The sequence below is a fragment of the Bizionia gelidisalsuginis genome, assembly GCF_008086185.1.
Taxonomy (GTDB): Bacteria; Bacteroidota; Bacteroidia; order Flavobacteriales; family Flavobacteriaceae; genus Bizionia; species Bizionia saleffrena.
Genome location: NZ_VSKN01000007.1, coordinates 111395 through 130525, shown reverse-complemented (window position 1 = coordinate 130525; position 19131 = coordinate 111395). Strand labels below are relative to the sequence as shown.

Sequence of the window (19131 nt, the reverse complement as noted above, 5' to 3'; positions counted from 1 at the left end):
ATTTTTCTAATTAGAAGTTAAAACGGATACTAGTATTCCAAGTTCTTCCGTAACCAAAACGTCCATTATTATCTTTATTGATTCCTTTATAGTTTTCAGTTGGATCTGCTGACGCTGCATCAGTTCCAAATACAGACTCTAAATACACTTCATCAAACACGTTGTTGATGTTTACTCTAAATTGAATTGAATTTGTCTTGTCTTTTCCTACTAAAGCTTTAAAAGATAAACCAGCATCTACCGTATCGTAAGATGGTAAAGATACAGGAGGTGCTTCTTTACTAAAGTTCCCTTCCGAATGTTGATCGTTATACCAGTTCCATGAGGTATCGAAACTAAATCTTGGTAAGATTTCGTAATCTGCAGAAACCCCTCCAGTTACTTTAGCTGCACCACCAACGTTTAAATCGTCGATATCAATTTTTTCTTCTTCACCAATTTGAACACCATCAGCATCAAAAGTTCTTCTTGTCACTTCTCCTTTATATTTCCAATCTCCTAAAGATAAATACCCTTTTACTTTTAAGTTTTGCATTGGACGCGTGAATACTTCTAACTCAACACCACTGTGTACTTGTTTTTGCCCTAAATTTTGAAAGGCTCTATACTCTGCAGATTCTTGGTTTTTACCATTTGTACTTGGATCTGTTCTGTTAGCCCAAATCGTGTGATAAATGTTAAAGTTAGCAGAAAACAATTCTCCTCCAAATTGATACCCTGCTTCTAAACCTGTGATTTTTTCATTGTCTACCGCTGGATTAATTAAATCAACGCTGTTTCTATTATTGTCTAGTAAGTTGTCATGGAAAGGCTGACGAGAATAGTAACCCGCATTAACAAATACTTTATTAGAGTCGTTAATAGCGTAAGCTGCACCAGCTTTTAAGTTATACCCAATATTAGACACTTTTTCAGATTCTCTAGAATCATCGTAGTTAAACTCGTTCGTAACTAAATGATCTTGATTTGATAAGGCTCCTTGAAAGAACGCTGAAATATCATCTTGAGAATACTCTAACTGACCGAATAAACCATAATATGTGATTACTTCTTCGTAGTTATATCCTAAACGATCACCAACAGTAGTATTCGTATTGAATACCATTCCCCATGGACTAATACCGTACTCTTCAGAAATCGTATAATCTCCTAAAAATGTACTGCTTTCGTTTATAGAGTTTTGACCTAAAAATTCTGTTACGCCTCTAAAGTGAATACCGTTATACGTTCTTACATCCGCTCCAGCATTAAGCGTTAACGTTTCGCTTAACTCTGTAGTATAATTTGAAACTAACCCAAACCAGTTATGATTATTGTTCGAGCTACGTGCGTAAAAATCACCATTATCATCTTTAGTTAATGAAGCAAAAGCACCTCGACCTAAAGAACCATAAAGCACTGTAGATAATGAAGAATTATCATCAATTGTCCAATCCCAGGATAGATTTGCTACCGGTTTATGGTAGATATTTCTTCCACTTGGGTATTTACCTTCGATAAGATTTGGACTCGCAATACCTGTTTCGTTCCAATCGTTATAGCGTCTTCCGTTTTCTAAAAATGTTCCTATAGAACCTCTACCTGCCGCAGCGTGCCATTGTGGAGCACCTGTTAATAATACGTTCAACGTATGGTCGTCGTTAGGTTGGTAACCTAAAGAGAAAAAGTAAGTTTGGCCCTGGCCTCCTGTATAATCTACATAACCATCACCTTGCCAGTGACCTAATAAACTTGCAAAAGACCATCCTTTTTCGTTTACACCGGTAGAATAGTAGGCTGTTGTTTTTGTATAATCGTCGTTTCCAACCATTTGCTGCACAAAACCACCTTCTCTTCTATCTATTGACTTCGTTACGATATTTACCGTACCACCTACAGAAGAAATTGCTAATTTAGAAGATCCTAAACCACGTTGTACCTGTACTGCGTTTGCTACATCTAATACACCAGACCAGTTAGACCAGTACATTTTACCGTCTTCCATACCATTAATTGGCTGTCCGTTTAATAAAAATGCTGTATTGGTTTGGTCAAAACCACGTAAATACATTGATCCTTCACCAAATCCACCACCTTTAATGTTCTGTACAGAAGGCGTAGATTTTAAAATCTCTGGTAAATCCCAGTTCCCAGCTTTCTCTTGAATTTCTGCTGCTTTAATAGTAGATACAGCCACTGGCGTATTTCTATCTTCTGCTAAATCGATAATACCAGAACCTGTAATTACAACCTCTTCTAAAGTGTTGTCAGACACTAATTTAATTGTACCCAGAGAAGTCTTTCCTTTAAAAGATAACGACTTCTTCTCGTAACCTACATAAGAGATAACGATTTTACCCGCTTCCGAAGAAGTTTTTAGGCTAAAATTACCGTCAAAATCTGTAGAAACACCATTGGTTGTACCTACTTCAATAACGTTTACTGCCGGTAAAGGCTCGTTCGATTCTGGATCCAGCACAGTACCTGTTACTATACTCTGAGCCATTGTGTTAGCAGACAACATTAGCGTTACTGCAAAAAACAAAAATTTGATTGAGTTCTTCATCTTGTTAAATTAACTATTGATATTTTTAATATTTTGTGCAAAAATACAGATAATCTTAAATATTTACCATTAACTTAAGGTTAACATTTAATTATTATTGCTAAAGTAACATAACAACTTATATTTCAGCTGATTACTACGTAAACATATCAACAAAGTTTTTAACAACACGCTATTTTAAAGACTTGTAATGGGCTAAAAGGTTATGTGTAGAAGCGTCATGAACGCTAGTTTTCTCCTCATTAATCTCAGATAGGATAGTATTGGCTAATTGTTTACCGAGCTCTACCCCGTATTGATCGTAGCTATAAATATTCCAGATAATGCCTTGAACAAATATTTTATGCTCATACATTGCTAGCAACTCTCCTAAACTTTCTGGTGTTAGTTTATTAATAAAGATTGAATTTGTAGGCTTATTGCCTTTAAACACTTTAAATGGTAATATGCGATCTATCGTGTCTTGCGGTACCTTATTAGAGATCAGATCATTAATAATATCTTCTCTCTTTTTTCCGTGCAATAAAGCTTCCGTTTGGGCAACATAATTAGAGATTAATTTGTCATGATGCGCTTGGTTACCGAATAAACTTTCAGCAAAACCTATAAAATCCACAGGTATTAACTTTGTACCTTGATGTATTAATTGAAAGAAAGCATGTTGCGAATTCGTGCCTGGTTCTCCCCATACAATGGTTCCTGTCTGGTAGTCTACCGGCAACCCATTTCTATCGACACTTTTACCATTACTTTCCATTATACCTTGCTGCAAGTAACTGGTTAGTTTATTAAGATATTGAGAATAGGCGATAACCGCTTCGGTTTCCGACTTAAAAAAATTATTATACCAAACACTTAACAAGGCCAGAACAACAGGAATATTTGTTTTAAAATCTTCAGTTTTAAAATGGGTGTCCATTTTATTAGCGCCTTTTAATAGACTTTCAAAATTTGAAAATCCTAAAGACAAACTAATGGTTAAGCCTACAGCGCTCCATAATGAAAAACGACCACCAACCCAGTTCCACATCGCAAAAATGTTGTCTTCGTGGATACCAAAAGATGTTACTTTTTTTATATTTGAAGACACCGCTACAAAGTGTTTTTCTATATCTTTTTGCGAGCCTGCTTTTAAAAACCACTCCTTTACAGTATTAGCATTTGCTAACGTCTCCTGCGTTGTAAAGGTTTTAGAAACAATTACAAATAGCGTTGTTTCTGGGTTTAATTGCGCTAAGGTTTCACTAATATGATCACCATCTATATTACTTATAAAATGGGCTTTAAGATGATTCTTATAAAAACGAAGGGAATCTACCACCATCGCGGGTCCCAGATCACTCCCGCCAACACCAATATTTACAATATCCGTAAACGCTTTTCCCGAGAATCCCTTTTGGTTTCCGCTAACGATGCAATGCGTAAAATTTTTAATTTTTTCCTTAACCTCATTAATCTCAGGAATTACATTTTTGTCTTTTACACACACCGTATCGGTAGCATTTGCTCTTAAAGCGGTATGTAAAACAGCTCTCTTTTCTGTATGATTTATAGGTTCTCCAGAAAAGTAAGAAGAAATTGCTTCTTTTAACTTTAACTCATCAGCTAAATTTAAAAGTAGTTGCATCGTTTCTTCTGTTATTCTGTTTTTAGAATAATCGACATAAAAATCTTCCCACTTAATGGTAAATGTCTGTGCACGATCTAAATCTTTTGAAAATAAAGCACTCATTTCAACCTCTTTAATAGCATTAAAGTGCTGTTCTAGAGCTTTCCAAGATTTAGTTTGCGTAGGGTTTCTTGAAGATATATTCATTGTTTCTTAGTCTATATCGGCAACGTTATCGCTATTTAAAGTTTCGGTTAGTGCATTTTCAATCACTTCCGATTCTTCAAAAAGTTGGTATTCGACAGCATCCAATTGTTGCTTTATAGGTTTTATAAACTCTAAATATTTAATTTTTAATTTATCTGAAATAGGCTCAGCGTCTGGTAAATCTTGTTTAAAGGGGTCCACTTGCTTTCCGTTTTTCCAGAAACGGTAGCACACGTGTGGCCCTGAGGTATTTCCGGTCATTCCAACCCAACCAATAACATCACCTTGCCCCACGAAATCTCCCACTTTAGACTTTCGTTTACTCATATGAAGGTATTGCGTGGAGTAGGTCGCATTGTGTTTAATTTTTACATAATTACCGTTACCGCCCCGTTTCTCTGATGCGATTACCGTACCATTTGCCGTTGCCATAATGGGTGTTCCGGTGCCGGCGGCGAAATCGGTGCCTTTGTGAGGGCGTACTCTGTTACCATATAAAGCAATGCGTCTGTTTAAATTATACCGCGACGAAATACGTTGAAATTTAACCGGTGATTTTAAAAAGGCGCGACGCAAATTTTTAGCTTCATCGTTAAAATAATCTTTAATACCTTTAAGGCTATCGGTTTCAAATTGGAAAGCATAAAGCGGACGTTTGTTATGCTCAAAATACGCAGCTTTTATAGTTTGAATACCCGCATAAATTGAATCGTCAATATATCTTTCGGTATAAATAACTTTAAACTTGTCGTTTTTTTGAAGTCTAGTAAAATCGATGGTCCAAGCGTAAACATCGGCCATTTTATAGGCCAAAGCGATGCTTTTTCCTTGCTGACTTAGGGCTTCTGAAATATTTGAAGTAATAATTCCAGAAATTTCTCTTTCTACATATTTTATAGGTTTCGAACTGGTATAAGCGTGAATTGAATCTTGAAAATTTATAACTACATAATCTGTTTTATTTGGCTGGTAAATAAAACATTTTGGTTGCTGTAAAGAGTCGTTAGAACATAGAATGGTGTACGGTTTTCCCACCTGAAGTTTCCTAATATCGAAGGTATCTCTAGCGCGTTCTGCAATTTTAAAAATCGTAGAATACCCTAACTGGTTACGTTCTAGTATTTCACCAAAACTGTCTCCTTTTTTTACCGTATCTCTTTTAACGACGTAGTCATTAAGATTAAAGCCAAATTCAAAAAGGTCTTCTGGCTCTTCAATTAATACGGTCTCTAAAGTGTCTATCTGTTGCTCTTCTTTCTTACAACTATATAACGTTATAAAAAGTATAACTATAATTATACATCTTTGCCCCAATCTGCTTGCTCTTGTTCGCTCCATAAGTCTGGAAAAAATATTCTTTTTTGATATTTTGGGTGCATATACTTTACCCATTCACTTCCTCCTGTTGCCTCTACTGCTTTTCCACCAATTTTTAAATAGTGGTTTGCTGTATTGTAATGCGCCATAACCCACGTAATATTGACCGTGTAATCTAAGTGACGCATTGCTTTTACTAGGTCTTCATTTTCTCTAACCGCTTTAGGCAACCCTTTAAAAGTGCTCCATAAATTGTGCGTGTTATAGAATTCGACAAATCTAATAAATTCATCTTTGTATTTCTCTTCGAAAACTGTTAATGTATAGGTTTTTTTTCCAGTTTTATAATCTTTTCCTGCTGCTTGCCAATACAAGTGCTCGAAAGCGTGCTCGAAAGGGGTGTTGCGATCTATAGTAGCTCTAAACCTTTTGTCTATTAAGTTAATAAGCTCGGTAGAAGCAAATTCTATCTTTCTGTATTGCGCACTTTGAAAACCACTTGCTGGTGTTAATGTATGTCGGAATTTATTGTATTGTGCGACATCCATTCCTTCACGCATAACGTTAAATGAAGAGGTTAACATATCGAAATAACGACTAACACGCATTAATTTATCTTCGAAAAACGTCGCGTCAATATTTTCTTTCTTTGCGACTTGCTCAATTTCCCAAAGGATCATTTTAAATAACAGTTCGTTGACTTGGTGATACATTAAAAATACCATCTCGTCTGGTAACGTTGTGCGTTGATTTTGAAGACTTAGTAAAGCATCGGTTTGAATATACTCCCAATAATTTATAGGTTTCGAGTGCAACAAGCCATCCAAATGAACGTCTACATCTTGATTTATAGCTTCGTATTTATCTCTAAGTTGGTCGGTTATATCTTTTTTGGTATTCATTAGTTGTTTACTATAATTTTGAATGGATGCTTAAGGCCTTTAAAAGCGTCTAAATCTGCTCTTAACGAACCTACAGCCAAATCTGCTTTGATGCGTAAAGGTACTTTATTTTTGTCTTTTGAAACCCATAGAGTTAAACTTTCTTCTTCTTTAAAAACACGACCTGCCATAACATACGGTCTAAATTTTAATGACGCGACAGTACCAAAATCGGTATCTATACTTTCTTCGCCTAAATACTTCAATTTAAAACCATAGTTTTCTTCATCAAAGAACATATCTAGTGTAACCTCATCGCCAATTCTAAGTGTAGAAATATCTAGTTTATTACGCAAATAATAAAAAGTAGACACCATATCTTGAATATTGGGTTTGGTGGTTATTGACTTTTTTGTATTATGCTTTTTGTTGTGGACTAGAGCTTCGTTTTTTGCTTGATTAAAATTGATTTCTAGATTTTTTTTATGTCCACCCTCGTTGATATCTCTAACAAATTTATAGGGCAACATTGTATGTCTATCAAAATAACTTTCGTACCTATCTTTTACTTTAAAAAACCATTTTATCATTCCAGTAGTCCATCCTTTTCCTACAACGTGATAGACATCGTTTCCGTTAAGCGAGGTTTCGTTTACCGCTAAGGTAGCATTTCCAGCTTTGAGAAAGCCGCTATAACTCATTTTGAATCTAAACCACTCTCCTTCTCCAAAAGCGCTTTCTTGAGAAGTGGCTATATGAACTATAAAGAAGGCAACGATTAGTACTACTATTTTTTTCATATTGTGAGGTATTTTATTATAACGGCTTTAAAGCTATTGTAATATAGAATACAATTACTATTCCAAAAATATAAAACAAAAAAATGCCACCGACATAAGCGGTAGCATTTTTCAATTTATTTGTAATAAAATTTTGTTAAAGTGTTCCTCTTAATGCTTGTTCTCTTTCTATAGATTCGAACAACGCTTTAAAATTTCCTGCTCCAAAACCTTTGGCTCCCATTCTCTGAATCACCTCAAAAAACAATGTTGGTCTATCTTCTAATGGTTTTGTAAAGATTTGAAGTAAGTAACCTTCTTCGTCAGCATCAATCATAATCCCTAATTTCTTAAGCGCTTCGATATCTTCTCTAAGCTCATGACTGTACTCCTCTAATCGTCCTGGAACGGCATTATAATATTCTTCTGGTGGTGTAGACAGAAATTCTATTCCACGAGATTTTAGTTTGGCAACTGTTGTTATAATATCGTCTGTTGCTACAGCAATGTGCTGTACACCAGACCCTTCATAAAAGTCTAAATACTCCTCAATTTGAGAGCGTTTTTTACCTTCGGCAGGCTCGTTAATTGGAAATTTTATACGTCCGTTACCATTACTCATCACCTTACTCATTAATGCTGAATATTCGGTGTGTATTTGCTTGTCATCGAACGATAAAAAGTTCACAAAACCCATAACATCTTCATACCATTTTACCCACGTATTCATTTCATTCCATCCTACGTTTCCTACCATATGGTCTATAAATTTTAAACCGGTTGGCTCAGGATTGTAATCTGATTTCCACTCTACGAATCCTGGCATAAATGTACCGCTGTAGTTTTTGCGCTCTACAAACATATGTACGGTTTCGCCATACGTGTAAATACCAGCTTTTACCACTTCTCCAAACTCATCTTTTTCTGCGATTGGCTCCAAATACGATTTCGCACCACGTTTTGTAGTTTCTTCGTACGCTTTTCTAGCATCGTCCACCCACAAAGCAATAACTTTTACACCATCACCATGTTTTACAATATGGTCGTTTATTGGCGATTTACTGTTTAATGGCGTTGTTAATACTAAACGGATTTTATCTTGCTTTAACACGTAGCTCACAGAATCTCTAGACCCTGTTTCTAACCCTTTGTAGGCGTAAGATTGAAAACCGAATGCTGTTTTATAAAAGTGTGCGGCTTGTTTAGCATTACCCACATAAAACTCTATGTAATCGGTACCTAATAGTGGCAAAAAATCTTGTGCGCCTTCAAATATTTTTTCTAATCCGTACTCTACTGATTGTATGTCTTTTTTACTCATAATATATATTTTTATAATAGTGCATTAATAGGAAAGCCCCGTTTAAAATGGCGTTTGACTTCTAATTAAATAATTCACTTAAAATTGTGTTATTGTTTTGTTTTTAGCCCTGATTGATGCGGTATCCTTTTTTAATTTTTCTTTAAAAAAGATGTAGCGGAAAGCAGGAAATAGCTCCTTCTTTAAATTACTCTAACCACGATTTAAAGTACTCTTCGTCTGCAATTTTAAGTGCTTCTTCGGTTACTTTTAAGGGTTTAAAGGTGTCTACCATAACGGCGAGTTCATCGGTTTTTACTTTCCCAATACTGCGCTCGGTTGCTCCGGGGTGTGGACCGTGAGGAATTCCGGCAGGGTGTAATGAGATGTGTCCAGCTGCTATATCATTTCGGCTCATAAAATCACCATCGACATAATACAAGACCTCATCGCTGTCTATATTACTGTGGTTGTACGGCGCAGGAATACTGTCGGGGTGGTAATCGTACAGTCGTGGCACGAAACTGCAGACCACGAAGGCATCGGTTTCGAAAGTTTGATGCACTGGTGGCGGTTGGTGAATACGCCCTGTTATGGGTTCGAAATCGTGAATTGAAAAGGCGTACGGATAGTTATACCCGTCGTAGCCCACAACATCGAAAGGATGCGTTGCGTAAACCATTTCGAAGATATCGTCTTGCTTTTTAACTTTTATAATAAAGTCTCCGGTTTCGTTGTGTGTTTCTAACTCTTGCGGCTGACGCAGATCGCGCTCGCAAAACGGAGAATGTTCTAATAATTGTCCGAAATAATTACGGTACCGTTTTGGTGTGTAGATAGGGCGTCGAGATTCGACAATAAACAAGCGGTTATCTTCAGTATCGAAGTCTATTTTATAGATAACACCTCTTGGCACTAATAAATAGTCGCCGTATTTAAAGTCCAAATTACCTAAATGCGTGCGTAATTTACCGGTACCCTTGTGAATAAAAATAAGCTCGTCTGCGTCTGAGTTTTTATAAAAATAGTCGGTTTGCAACTGTTTAGGAGCCGCTAAAATAATACTACAATCGCTGTTGGTTAATACCGTTTTACGACTTTCTAAATAATCGTTTTCTGGTGTTACTTGAAACCCTCTTAAACGATAGGATTGTATATGGTTTTCTTTCGCTATTTTAGGTGCAACACTATATTGCTTTCTAATTTCTTTAACTTGGGTTGGTCTGTGTTCGTGATACGAATTTGTAGACATCCCATCGAAACCAATAGTACCAAATAGTTGTTCGGCATACAAGCTGCCATCAGGTTTTCTAAATTGCGTGTGGCGCTTTGGTGGAATCTTTCCTAATTTATGGTAAAAAGGCATAATAATTTTTTTAATAATTAAACAATAATTTGATTGTTAATTATATAGCATCATTCTGGGTTCCTCTTTATAAGGAATTTTAAATGCGATAATAAGTCTTGCCAAAAGTGTTTCATTACCAACAAATATCGTTAATTTTTTGGAGTTTATAAAATGTAATTGAATAACTCGTAACGCGAATATTTAAAACCACTGATTTTGAGGCTGTTTTTAACTCACCTGAGACGTATAACACATTTAAAAAAGAAGTCACTTCCGTTTTTTAGCAAGAAACACTAAAACCAGAAACCCAAATTAAAAAACCAGTAACTTTCTTGAGTGTCTGGAGACCACGTATAACGTGCTTCGATGGGGCCTAAAAAGGTTTCCACCCCATAACCTAAAGCATAACCAGAGTAAGTTGGCCACGCAAACCAACCTACAGTATCGAATAAATCATTTTCAATATTAGCATAGTTTGCTGCTAATAAAATGTGGTTTTTTTTAAACACTTCGTAATCGGCTTGAACGGTTGCTTTAATATAACTATTTCCACGAATAGATAAAAAGTCGTAACCATAAAAGGATTTAAGATTATTTACAAAGTTTTTAGCGTAACCGCCAAGAATATAGTCGAAAGATGAACTTTGGTTAGAATTAATACTTAAACCCGCTTCGTTTATAATTGAAGCGCTAAACTTATCGCTAAAACTCTGTGCGTAGCCCAACTTACCGCTTAACACTGAAAATTCTGAGAAATCCTTATTATAGTCTGACGAATATAAGTAAATATTAAAATCGCCATTAAGATAAAATCCTTTTGAAGGATAGTACTTATCATCGAAAGAATCGTATGTAATATTGCCATATAAACTTACATAATCACTTTTATCGAAATAAGTTTCTTTATTAGACTCGGCAATTACGGTTTCTGTACTTATTTTTAAACGTTGATGTTGCGCGCCTAAAGTAATTTTAAAATCGTTTTTATATTGCGTTTGCACAAAGAAACGATTGCTTAAATCGCTTAATTGCGTATTTAGTTTATTGACTCCTGAAAGCGTCAATTCTTCGGGCGTTAATAATCCTGATGCCGATACGTTTGCCTGGAATTCACTGTATTCAGAGCTTACTCCAATACTCCAATAATGTCCTTTATCGATATAATAATCAAAATTATACCGTACATTATCCCCCACGATAAAATCAAAGGACAAAACATCACTTTTAAATAACAACTGCTTGTTCGTAATATTTACTAAAAGAGCACTTTTATATAGCCCGTCATAATGTAGTCCTAATTTTAGAGAAGCTGTTTTTTTCGTCTCCTTCAATTCTGTGTACAAATCGTAACCGTCTACACCCTTTTTTTTCGAAGGTTTCAATTTATAATTAAAACTATCGAAGTTATTTGTTCCTACCAAATTGTTTGTTCCACTTACAAAAGCGTCGTAAGTGATCTTCTCAGAGGGTTTAAACTTAAATTTACCTAATACGTAAGACATTGTATAATTATGTAATCCTTCAAAATAAATATCATTAATTTGAAGGCTGTCGGGCACTTTATGTTCTGTAATTTCTAAGGGTTCTTTAATTTGTTGTCCGGCAAGGACTTTTAATTCTGGAATTTTTAAAACAGCCGCAGCTTCTCCGTTTTCAATAATTTTCTCACCTAAATCGAAAGACACCACCGTAAATTTTGTAATATCTGGTTTGATATAAATATCTGTTTTTTTAGACTTCTCTTTCATATCATTAATGGTACGAAAGTTATTTATCTGAAATAATATCGCAGCAGCTGAAGACAAATCTGTTCGCTTCGCCAATCCATCTTGCACATCGACACCTATTATAACATCCATTCCTTTAGCTCGAAGTTCGTCTATAGGATAATTATTAACCACACCTCCATCTATTAACAATTCGTCATTAATGAGTACGGGTTGAAACAACGATGGAAAGGCACCACTTGCTTTTACTGCCAATGCCAAATTGCCCTTATCTAATATCACGGGCTGCCCATTCTCTATATTTGTTGCAATACAGAAAAAAGGAATAGGAAGTTTACTAAAATCGTCCGTATTGGAAACGTGCAACGTTAACCGTGATAATAAATTGAACGTGTTTTGTCCACGAGATAATGCCGATGGTAATTTTAGAGAAAAATTGTCGAAAGGTAAGGTCACCGCATATTTTTCGTAGTTTTCGCGCTCGTAGAACGTTTTTGCTTCTCGCGGAATATTATCGTTAATAATTTTACTAAAATCTACTCTTTTAAATATAGAATCTAATTGTTTTCCGGAGTATCCTGAAGCGTATAGCGACCCTACAATAGCACCCATACTTGTACCCGCAACATAATCGACACGAATACCGAGACTATCTATTACTTTCAAGGCACCAATATGAGCCAATCCTTTTGCACCTCCACCACTTAAAACCAGACCCACTTTCGGTTCTTTATTTCCGTCATTTTGGGCATAAATATTACCACTTAAAACGACTAATAATAGCGTTAAAATAATTAGGTACTTCATCTATTAGTCTTCATTTTTATGGTAGTAATTATAAATTTTTTCGGCCCTAGAAACACCAATCACAGCCTCTAACTCGTCTAGCTTTGCATAGGCAACGCGTTTCGCCGATTTGAACGCTTTTAACAAATCTACGATTGTTTTTTCACCAATACCTGGAATTGTTTCCATTTCTGTATTTAACGCGGCTTTGCTACGTTTATTCCTGTGGTGCTCAATTCCGAAACGGTGCGCTTCGTTTCTTAATTGTTGTATTATTTTAAGGGTTTCACTTTTTTTATCTAAATACAATGGTATGGAGTCTCCCGGATAAAACAGCTCCTCTAAGCGTTTTGCAATACCAATAATGGCTATTTTTCCTCTCAATTCTAAATCGTCTAAGCTTTTTAAGGCCGATGATAATTGGCCTTTTCCACCATCAATTATAATTAGTTGTGGTAACGGTTGGTTCTCGTCTAACAATCGTTTATATCTTCTGTAAACAACTTCTTCCATAGAAGCAAAATCGTCCGCACCTACAACCGTTTTAATATTAAAATTTCTATAATCCTTTTTACTTGGCTTTCCGTTTTTAAAAACTACACAAGCCGCTACCGGATTTGTTCCTTGAATGTTCGAATTGTCGAAACATTCTATATGCCGTGGCTCTACACTTAAACGCAAATCCGTTTTCATCTGTGCCATTATACGTTTTACATGGCGATCTGGATCTGTAATTCTTACTTGTTTAAAGCGTTCCATTCGGTAATATTTAGCATTTCGAATAGATAAATCTAGAATATGCTTTTTATCTCCCAATTGCGGAATCGTTACTTTCAGCTCATCGCCAAGATGCACCTTAAAAGGTACATATATTTCTCTAGAATTAGAGTTGAATCGCTGTCTAATTTCAATTATTGCGAGCTCTAAAAGTTCTTTGTCCGCCTCGTCTAATTTCTTTTTAATTTCTAAGGTATGTGACCTCGTAATAGAACCATAAGATATCTGAAGAAAATTAATATAACCATAGCTGTCGTCGCTTACAATGGAGAATACATCAACGTTACTAATTCGCGGATTAATAATTGTAGATTTTGCTTGATAATTTTCTAAAACTTCAATTTTTTCTTTAATCTTCTGTGCTTCTTCAAACTGCATATTCTCGGCAAAAATGCTCATTTGCTCTCTAAACACATCTATAGAATCTTTAAAATTCCCTTTTAAGATTTCTTTTATCGCCACTATATTTTCGTGGTAATGCGCTTCGGTTTCTAAACCTTCACAAGGGCCTTTGCAATTTCCTATGTGGTATTCTAAACACACTTTATATTTATCTGCTTCAATTTTCTCTTGAGCCAAATCGTAAGTACACGTTCTTAATTGGTATAATCCTTTTATTAAATCCAAAAGTACCGATACCGTTTTCATACTCGTATATGGCCCAAAATACTGGCTCCCATCTTTTATAATACGACGGGTAGGAAAAATTCTAGGAAAGCGTTCATTTTTAATACAAATCCACGGATACGATTTGTCGTCTTTTAACAAGACATTATACCGTGGCTTGTACTTCTTTATTAAGTTGTTTTCAAGTAAAAGCGCATCGGTTTCAGTTTCAACAACAATATGTTTTATACTCTCTATATTTTTAACTAGCACACGAGTTTTACCATTATCGTGGGTTTTATTAAAGTAAGAACTTACTCTTTTTTTAAGATTTTTAGCCTTTCCAACATAAATAATAGTGCCCTCGGCGTCCAGGTATTGATATACTCCGGGCGAGTTGGGTAAGGTTTTTATCTGCAGATCTAAAGGGGTTTCACTCATTGTGTAAAGGTAATTATTTATCTGTTTTTTTAAAGTATAGTAAATCCCATTAAACGTTAATCTTTTACAAAATAACATTTTTCTGCATTAACTATTTTATTACATTGCACCACTTTATTATCTTATCAAGATGAAAAAAAAAATCATTGGTCGCGTTGACAAAGTCGACTTTCCGAAACTTAATTTATATAGTATAAACGTTAAAGTGGATTCTGGCGCTTATACTTCAGCTATACATTGCTCAAAAATAAAAGAAGAAAACAAGCAATTAAAATGCACTTTTTATAGCAAAGGACACCCGAATTTTAATGGTAAAGAGGTTGTTTTCGATACTTATTCTTTTACAAATGTAAAGAGTAGTAATGGACAAGTAGAGAATAGGTATAAAATTAAGTCGGAAATTATACTCTTTGGAAAAACGTATAAAATAAATTTTACACTAAGCACAAGAGCAGAGATGAAGTTTCCTGTTTTAATTGGAAGACAATTTTTAAGTCGCAAATTTATGATAGATGTAGATAAAGAAAACCTATCCTATAAAAAATCACTAGAATGAATATAGTAATATTATCAAGAAACGCCCATTTATACTCTACAAGACGATTAATTGAAGAAGGCGAAAAAAGAGGACATAAGCTAGAGGTTATTGACCCGTTGCGTTGCGATATCATTATCGAAAAAGAAAGACCACGTATTTATTATAAAGACAGATATCTTGATTATGTAGATGCTGTTATCCCTAGAATTGGAGCTTCGGTAACGTTTTACGGTTGCGCTGTAGTGCGCCAATTTGAAATGATGAATGTGTTTACAACGGCATCTTCAGAGGCTATTTTAAAATCTAGAGACAAATTAAAAAGTCTTCAAATTTTAAGTAAAGCAGGAATCGGAATGCCCAAAACAGTGTTTACAAACTACTCTAGAGATGTTGAAGAAGTTGTCGCGCATGTTGGGGGAACGCCTTTAATTATAAAGCTATTAGAAGGAACGCAGGGTTTAGGTGTGGTTTTAGCTGAAACAAAAAATGCTGCCGAATCTGTTCTAGAAGCATTTAATGGCTTACAAGCCCGCGTAATTGTACAAGAGTTTATAAAAGAAGCAAAAGGTGCCGATTTAAGAGCTTTAGTCGTAGACGGGCAAGTTGTAGGCGCTATGAAACGCCAAGGAAAAGAAGGGGAATTTAGATCTAATTTACACCGTGGTGGATCGGCAAATATTATAAATTTAAATGATGCTGAGATTGCCGTGGCTATGAGAGCATCGAAAGCCTTAAAACTACCTGTTTGTGGTGTCGATATGTTACAATCTGCTCGTGGACCACTGTTATTAGAAGTGAATTCTACCCCTGGCTTAGAAGGTATTGAAGCCGCAACAGAAAAAAACATCGCTCTAAATATTATTAGCTATATTGAACAAAATCATATACAATAAATGAAGGAAAGCGGTACCGTTTTAAATATTCTTGGGGAATCTATTTACCCCGGTGAAAGCAGAGAAGCCGCGTTTAACATTGCTAAGCTGCACACGCAAACGCCTGTAGATGTTCCTGTAATTATAGAACGCTCTAAAAAACCAGGGCCCACAATTTTATTTACTGCAGGTATACATGGTGACGAGGTTAATGGTGTAGAAATAGTACGACAGCTTATCGCTAAAGGTATTAACAAACCCAAAAAAGGAACTATAATTTGTATTCCAGTTATTAATATTTTCGGCTTTATTAATATGAATCGGTCGTTTCCCGATGGTCGCGATTTAAACCGCGTGTTTCCAGGTGTAAAATCGGGATCGTTGGCAAGTCGTGTGGCCAACCAATTGATTACTGAGATTTTACCCCACATCGATTTTGTTTTAGATTTTCACACCGGTGGGGCTTTACGTTTTAATGCCCCTCAAATTCGCATTGCAAAAGGAAACCCCGATTACGACGCTATGGCCAAGGTATTTGGTGCTCCTTTTATTGTGTATACAAAAAACATAAGTCGCTCGTTTAGAAACACGTGTAACCAAATGGGCAAACCTATTTTGTTATACGAAGGAGGGAAATCGTTACATATAGACGCGAATGTTACGAACACCGGTGTCAATGGCGCAAAACGTGTTTTGCATCATTTCGGAATGCTTAGAAGTAATTTTAAAGTCTCTAAACCTAAAAAAGAACCGTTATACGTTAAAGAAAGTAAATGGATTCGCGCTACGTTTTCTGGGATGTTTAAGTCTACAACACATATTGAAAAGCTAGTAGAAAAAGGAGAGGTTTTGGGCCATATCACAGATCCCTACGGTAAATTTAATCATTTTGTAAAAGCGCCAAATGCAGGATATATTATCAATATAAATGATGCGCCTTTAATTTATCAAGGGGATGCATTGTTTCATATTTCGATAGAACACGATAAATAAGAGGGTTATGGTAAAAGCCGAATTAAGAAAAAAATATAAAGAACTTCGCAAAAATTTATCCGAAGACCAAAAAGAAGAATTCAGCTTAGCGATAGCAAATAATCTGCTATCACTTTCAATTTGGGAAAAGGACTTCTATCATATTTTTCTTTCGATTGAAACACAAAAGGAAATAAACACCGATTATATTTTAAATATTTTAGCTGGAAAAGATAAGAATATTGTAATTTCTAGAAGTAATTTTGATACGATTACCTTAGAAAATGTTTTGTTAACGGATAGTATTACAATTACGTTAAATGCCCATAATATCCCTGAGCCTATTGGTGGCATTCCAATACCCGCAAATAGTATAGATGTGGTGTTTATACCACTATTAGCCTTCGACGAGAAAGGTAACCGGGTTGGATATGGCAAAGGTTTTTATGATGCTTTTTTAGCGGATTGCACACCCGACACCTTAAAAATAGGCCTTTCGTTTTTTGATGCTGAGCCCGAAATTAAAGAGGTGTATTCTGGAGATATTCCTTTAGACTTTTGTGTAACGCCAAACAAAACGTACCGCTTTTAATACTATTTTAAGGGCATTAGCCTACACTAAATGTTTTATGACATACATTTTTAAAGTGTTTCTTACACCGTCTCTGGCTTAGGAAATGCTTGCTTATTGAAGAAGATTAAAAGCACAAAACCAATACTAATAGCGACATCGGCGATGTTAAAAACCGGTTCGAAAAAGGTAAAGAATTCTCCGCCATAGCCAGGAATCCATTCCGGTAAATAGCCTTTCCACAGTGGGAAATACAGCATATCTACTACCTTACCGTGAAATAAGCTATCGTAGCCGCCTGCTTGCGGTAAAAAAGTAGCCACTTGCGCATAGCTATTATCAAAAAACACACCGTAGAATACCGAGTCTATAATATTACCTAATGCCCCCGAGAAAATAAAAGCTAACGCTATAATAAGTACACGAGAGCCTTCTTTTTTAAGTGTTGAAATCAACCAATAGCCAATACCAAAAATGGCTGCTATTCTAAATAAGGTTAAGCTTAATTTCGCAACGCGATCACTTATAAAGGGAAAAATATCGCTTAATTTTGTGCCCCACGCCATACCATCATTCTCTATAAAATAAATTCTGAATTTATCGAAAACAGCAACACTTTCTCCCAGCTGAAAATGGGTTTTTATATAAACCTTACTTATTTGATCGATAATCAAGATGATAATTATAAGAAAAGAGGCTTTTTTAAGAGTCATAACAGGTATTTGAGGCAAAAATAGCGTTATTTTTCGATTTTTTTTAGATTAATATCGCCATTAATACTATTGATTTCGATGGTATTATCTCCATAGATTAAAGACTCTTTCGTTAGCGTTCCGTATTTTGTATGCGCTTTTACTTGGGCGTAATTAGTTTCAATAGTTACATTTCCGTTAATAGTATTAATAAGTCCACTTCCTATAAAATTATTTAAAAAGCAATTGCCTTGAGATAATTCGGCAGTAATAAAGGCATATTTCCCTTTAATCTTTGCTGAACCAATATCGCTTTTTAAATACACTTTTAAGCCCTCAGGAATTTCTAATACAATTTCTATAGACACCACTTTGTGAGCGCTTAACTTGTCGTTGTGTAAGGCAAAAGAGGGTCTAAAAACACTTCCTATATATAAGGTGCTATCTTTAATTTCATGCGCTACAGTTATTTCTGGCGTATACTCCCCTTCAATTTTTGTAATTAAATGAATGGAATTTGATCGTCGCGTTTGTAAATCAATTTTAAAAATATAATTCCCATTAATTACTACATTGTTTATTGCTGTCGCACTAAAAGTTTCTTCCACTTTCTTTTGAGCTGAAAGTTGAAGACTGATAAAAAGAAATAATAAGATAATTACGGGCTTCATTGCTAAATGAGAAATTTACGTTTTAAAAAGATAATCAAACACAAAACGCCTCAATAAAAGTTGAAGCGTTTTGTGATAAATAAATTTAAAAATGATGGTGTGTTTTACTTCTGCATATTTTTAGCTTCTATACTAAGCGTTGCATGTGGCACTAACTCCAATCGGTTTTTATTAATTAGTTTTCCCGTTACACGGCAAATACCGTAAGTTTTATTTTCAATTCTAATTAACGCATTTTTAAGATCGCGAATAAACTTTTCCTGTCTAATCGCTAATTGCGAATTAGATTCTTTACTGTTTACGGCACTACCCTCATCGAACGATTTAAAGGTTGGCGACGTGTCGTCGGTACCATTGTCTTGATCGTTAATGTAAGCACTTTTAATAAGATCTAAATCGCGTTTCGCTTTCTGGATTTTATCTAAGATTAATAGTTTAAATTCTGCTAAATCTTTATCTGAATATCTTGATGTATTTTGTGTTATCATAATT

Annotated in this window: 16 protein-coding genes; 4 read left to right on the top strand and 12 right to left on the bottom strand. The window is 35.2% G+C overall.

Annotated features, from left to right (window positions below; all coding sequences use genetic code 11):
• Positions 1–10 precede the first annotated feature (10 nt).
• The 9 genes from ES677_RS07240 to uvrC all read right to left on the bottom strand — a co-directional run bounded on the left by ES677_RS07240 (position 11) and on the right by uvrC (position 14323).
• Positions 11–2485: a TonB-dependent receptor gene (locus ES677_RS07240; protein WP_246124397.1), complete on the bottom strand. Its 2475-nt coding sequence runs from the start codon at positions 2483–2485 to the stop codon at positions 11–13.
• 232 nt (positions 2486–2717) lie between these two features.
• A complete protein-coding gene (gene pgi / locus ES677_RS07235; protein WP_148380887.1) occupies positions 2718–4361 on the bottom strand; it encodes a glucose-6-phosphate isomerase in 1644 nt (547 codons plus the stop codon).
• A 6-nt stretch (positions 4362–4367) separates the two neighbouring features.
• Entirely contained in the window at positions 4368–5699 is a 1332-nt protein-coding gene (locus ES677_RS07230) for a peptidoglycan DD-metalloendopeptidase family protein (protein WP_148369376.1), read from the bottom strand.
• Positions 5657–6580 (bottom strand): tryptophan 2,3-dioxygenase family protein, encoded by a 924-nt coding sequence (locus tag ES677_RS07225; protein ID WP_148380886.1) that lies wholly within the window; start codon positions 6578–6580, stop codon positions 5657–5659. Before ES677_RS07225 ends, ES677_RS07230 begins: the two co-directional genes overlap by 43 nt.
• Positions 6580–7359: a DUF3108 domain-containing protein gene (locus ES677_RS07220; protein ID WP_148380885.1), complete on the bottom strand. Its 780-nt coding sequence runs from the start codon at positions 7357–7359 to the stop codon at positions 6580–6582. Before ES677_RS07220 ends, ES677_RS07225 begins: the two co-directional genes overlap by 1 nt.
• Before the next feature lie 136 nt (positions 7360–7495).
• Entirely contained in the window at positions 7496–8659 is a 1164-nt protein-coding gene (hppD, locus tag ES677_RS07215; RefSeq protein WP_148369370.1) for a 4-hydroxyphenylpyruvate dioxygenase, read from the bottom strand.
• 187 nt (positions 8660–8846) lie between these two features.
• On the bottom strand, positions 8847–10004 hold the full coding sequence (locus ES677_RS07210; RefSeq protein WP_148369368.1) for a homogentisate 1,2-dioxygenase: 1158 nt from the start codon (positions 10002–10004) through the stop codon (positions 8847–8849).
• Positions 10005–10279: 275 nt separating this feature from the next.
• Positions 10280–12520, bottom strand: a complete 2241-nt coding sequence (locus ES677_RS07205) for a patatin-like phospholipase family protein (protein WP_148380884.1) — start codon at positions 12518–12520, stop codon at positions 10280–10282.
• Positions 12521–12523: 3 nt separating this feature from the next.
• Positions 12524–14323, bottom strand: a complete 1800-nt coding sequence (gene uvrC, locus ES677_RS07200; protein WP_148369365.1) for an excinuclease ABC subunit UvrC — start codon at positions 14321–14323, stop codon at positions 12524–12526.
• A 130-nt stretch (positions 14324–14453) separates the two neighbouring features.
• On the opposite strand from uvrC, the gene ES677_RS07195 reads away from it, so the two are divergent.
• Genes ES677_RS07195 through ES677_RS07180 form a run of 4 tightly spaced genes read left to right on the top strand, consistent with a single transcriptional unit; the run spans position 14454 to position 17297 of the window.
• Entirely contained in the window at positions 14454–14879 is a 426-nt protein-coding gene (locus tag ES677_RS07195; RefSeq protein ID WP_148369364.1) for an ATP-dependent zinc protease family protein, read from the top strand.
• On the top strand, positions 14876–15754 hold the full coding sequence (gene rimK, locus ES677_RS07190) for a 30S ribosomal protein S6--L-glutamate ligase (protein ID WP_148369363.1): 879 nt from the start codon (positions 14876–14878) through the stop codon (positions 15752–15754). Before ES677_RS07195 ends, rimK begins: the two co-directional genes overlap by 4 nt.
• Positions 15755–16726 (top strand): succinylglutamate desuccinylase/aspartoacylase family protein, encoded by a 972-nt coding sequence (locus tag ES677_RS07185; RefSeq protein ID WP_148369362.1) that lies wholly within the window; start codon positions 15755–15757, stop codon positions 16724–16726.
• Between the two features lie 7 nt (positions 16727–16733).
• Complete coding sequence (locus ES677_RS07180) at positions 16734–17297, top strand: 5-formyltetrahydrofolate cyclo-ligase (RefSeq protein ID WP_148380883.1); 564 nt, start codon at positions 16734–16736, stop codon at positions 17295–17297.
• 62 nt (positions 17298–17359) lie between these two features.
• On the opposite strand, the gene ES677_RS07175 is transcribed toward ES677_RS07180, so the two are convergent.
• From ES677_RS07175 to ES677_RS07165, 3 genes are all read right to left on the bottom strand, one after another.
• Positions 17360–17989 carry a lipoprotein signal peptidase gene (locus ES677_RS07175; RefSeq protein ID WP_148369360.1) on the bottom strand — a complete coding sequence of 210 codons (630 nt, stop codon included), beginning with the start codon at positions 17987–17989 and terminating at the stop codon, positions 17360–17362.
• 26 nt (positions 17990–18015) lie between these two features.
• A complete protein-coding gene (locus tag ES677_RS07170) occupies positions 18016–18639 on the bottom strand; it encodes a DUF4097 family beta strand repeat-containing protein (protein ID WP_148369358.1) in 624 nt (207 codons plus the stop codon).
• A 104-nt stretch (positions 18640–18743) separates the two neighbouring features.
• Complete coding sequence (locus ES677_RS07165) at positions 18744–19127, bottom strand: TraR/DksA family transcriptional regulator (RefSeq protein ID WP_148369356.1); 384 nt, start codon at positions 19125–19127, stop codon at positions 18744–18746.
• Positions 19128–19131: the final 4 nt, after the last annotated feature.

Coding starts and splice junctions, on each gene's coding strand:
- ES677_RS07240 (WP_246124397.1), bottom strand. CDS start 2,485: ATGGCTCAGAGTATAGTAACAGGTACTGTGCTGGATCCAGAATCGAAC.
- pgi (WP_148380887.1), bottom strand. CDS start 4,361: ATGAATATATCTTCAAGAAACCCTACGCAAACTAAATCTTGGAAAGCT.
- ES677_RS07230 (WP_148369376.1), bottom strand. CDS start 5,699: ATGGAGCGAACAAGAGCAAGCAGATTGGGGCAAAGATGTATAATTATA.
- ES677_RS07225 (WP_148380886.1), bottom strand. CDS start 6,580: ATGAATACCAAAAAAGATATAACCGACCAACTTAGAGATAAATACGAA.
- ES677_RS07220 (WP_148380885.1), bottom strand. CDS start 7,359: ATGAAAAAAATAGTAGTACTAATCGTTGCCTTCTTTATAGTTCATATA.
- hppD (WP_148369370.1), bottom strand. CDS start 8,659: ATGAGTAAAAAAGACATACAATCAGTAGAGTACGGATTAGAAAAAATA.
- ES677_RS07210 (WP_148369368.1), bottom strand. CDS start 10,004: ATGCCTTTTTACCATAAATTAGGAAAGATTCCACCAAAGCGCCACACG.
- ES677_RS07205 (WP_148380884.1), bottom strand. CDS start 12,520: ATGAAGTACCTAATTATTTTAACGCTATTATTAGTCGTTTTAAGTGGT.
- uvrC (WP_148369365.1), bottom strand. CDS start 14,323: ATGAGTGAAACCCCTTTAGATCTGCAGATAAAAACCTTACCCAACTCG.
- ES677_RS07195 (WP_148369364.1), top strand. CDS start 14,454: ATGAAAAAAAAAATCATTGGTCGCGTTGACAAAGTCGACTTTCCGAAA.
- rimK (WP_148369363.1), top strand. CDS start 14,876: ATGAATATAGTAATATTATCAAGAAACGCCCATTTATACTCTACAAGA.
- ES677_RS07185 (WP_148369362.1), top strand. CDS start 15,755: ATGAAGGAAAGCGGTACCGTTTTAAATATTCTTGGGGAATCTATTTAC.
- ES677_RS07180 (WP_148380883.1), top strand. CDS start 16,734: ATGGTAAAAGCCGAATTAAGAAAAAAATATAAAGAACTTCGCAAAAAT.
- ES677_RS07175 (WP_148369360.1), bottom strand. CDS start 17,989: ATGACTCTTAAAAAAGCCTCTTTTCTTATAATTATCATCTTGATTATC.
- ES677_RS07170 (WP_148369358.1), bottom strand. CDS start 18,639: ATGAAGCCCGTAATTATCTTATTATTTCTTTTTATCAGTCTTCAACTT.
- ES677_RS07165 (WP_148369356.1), bottom strand. CDS start 19,127: ATGATAACACAAAATACATCAAGATATTCAGATAAAGATTTAGCAGAA.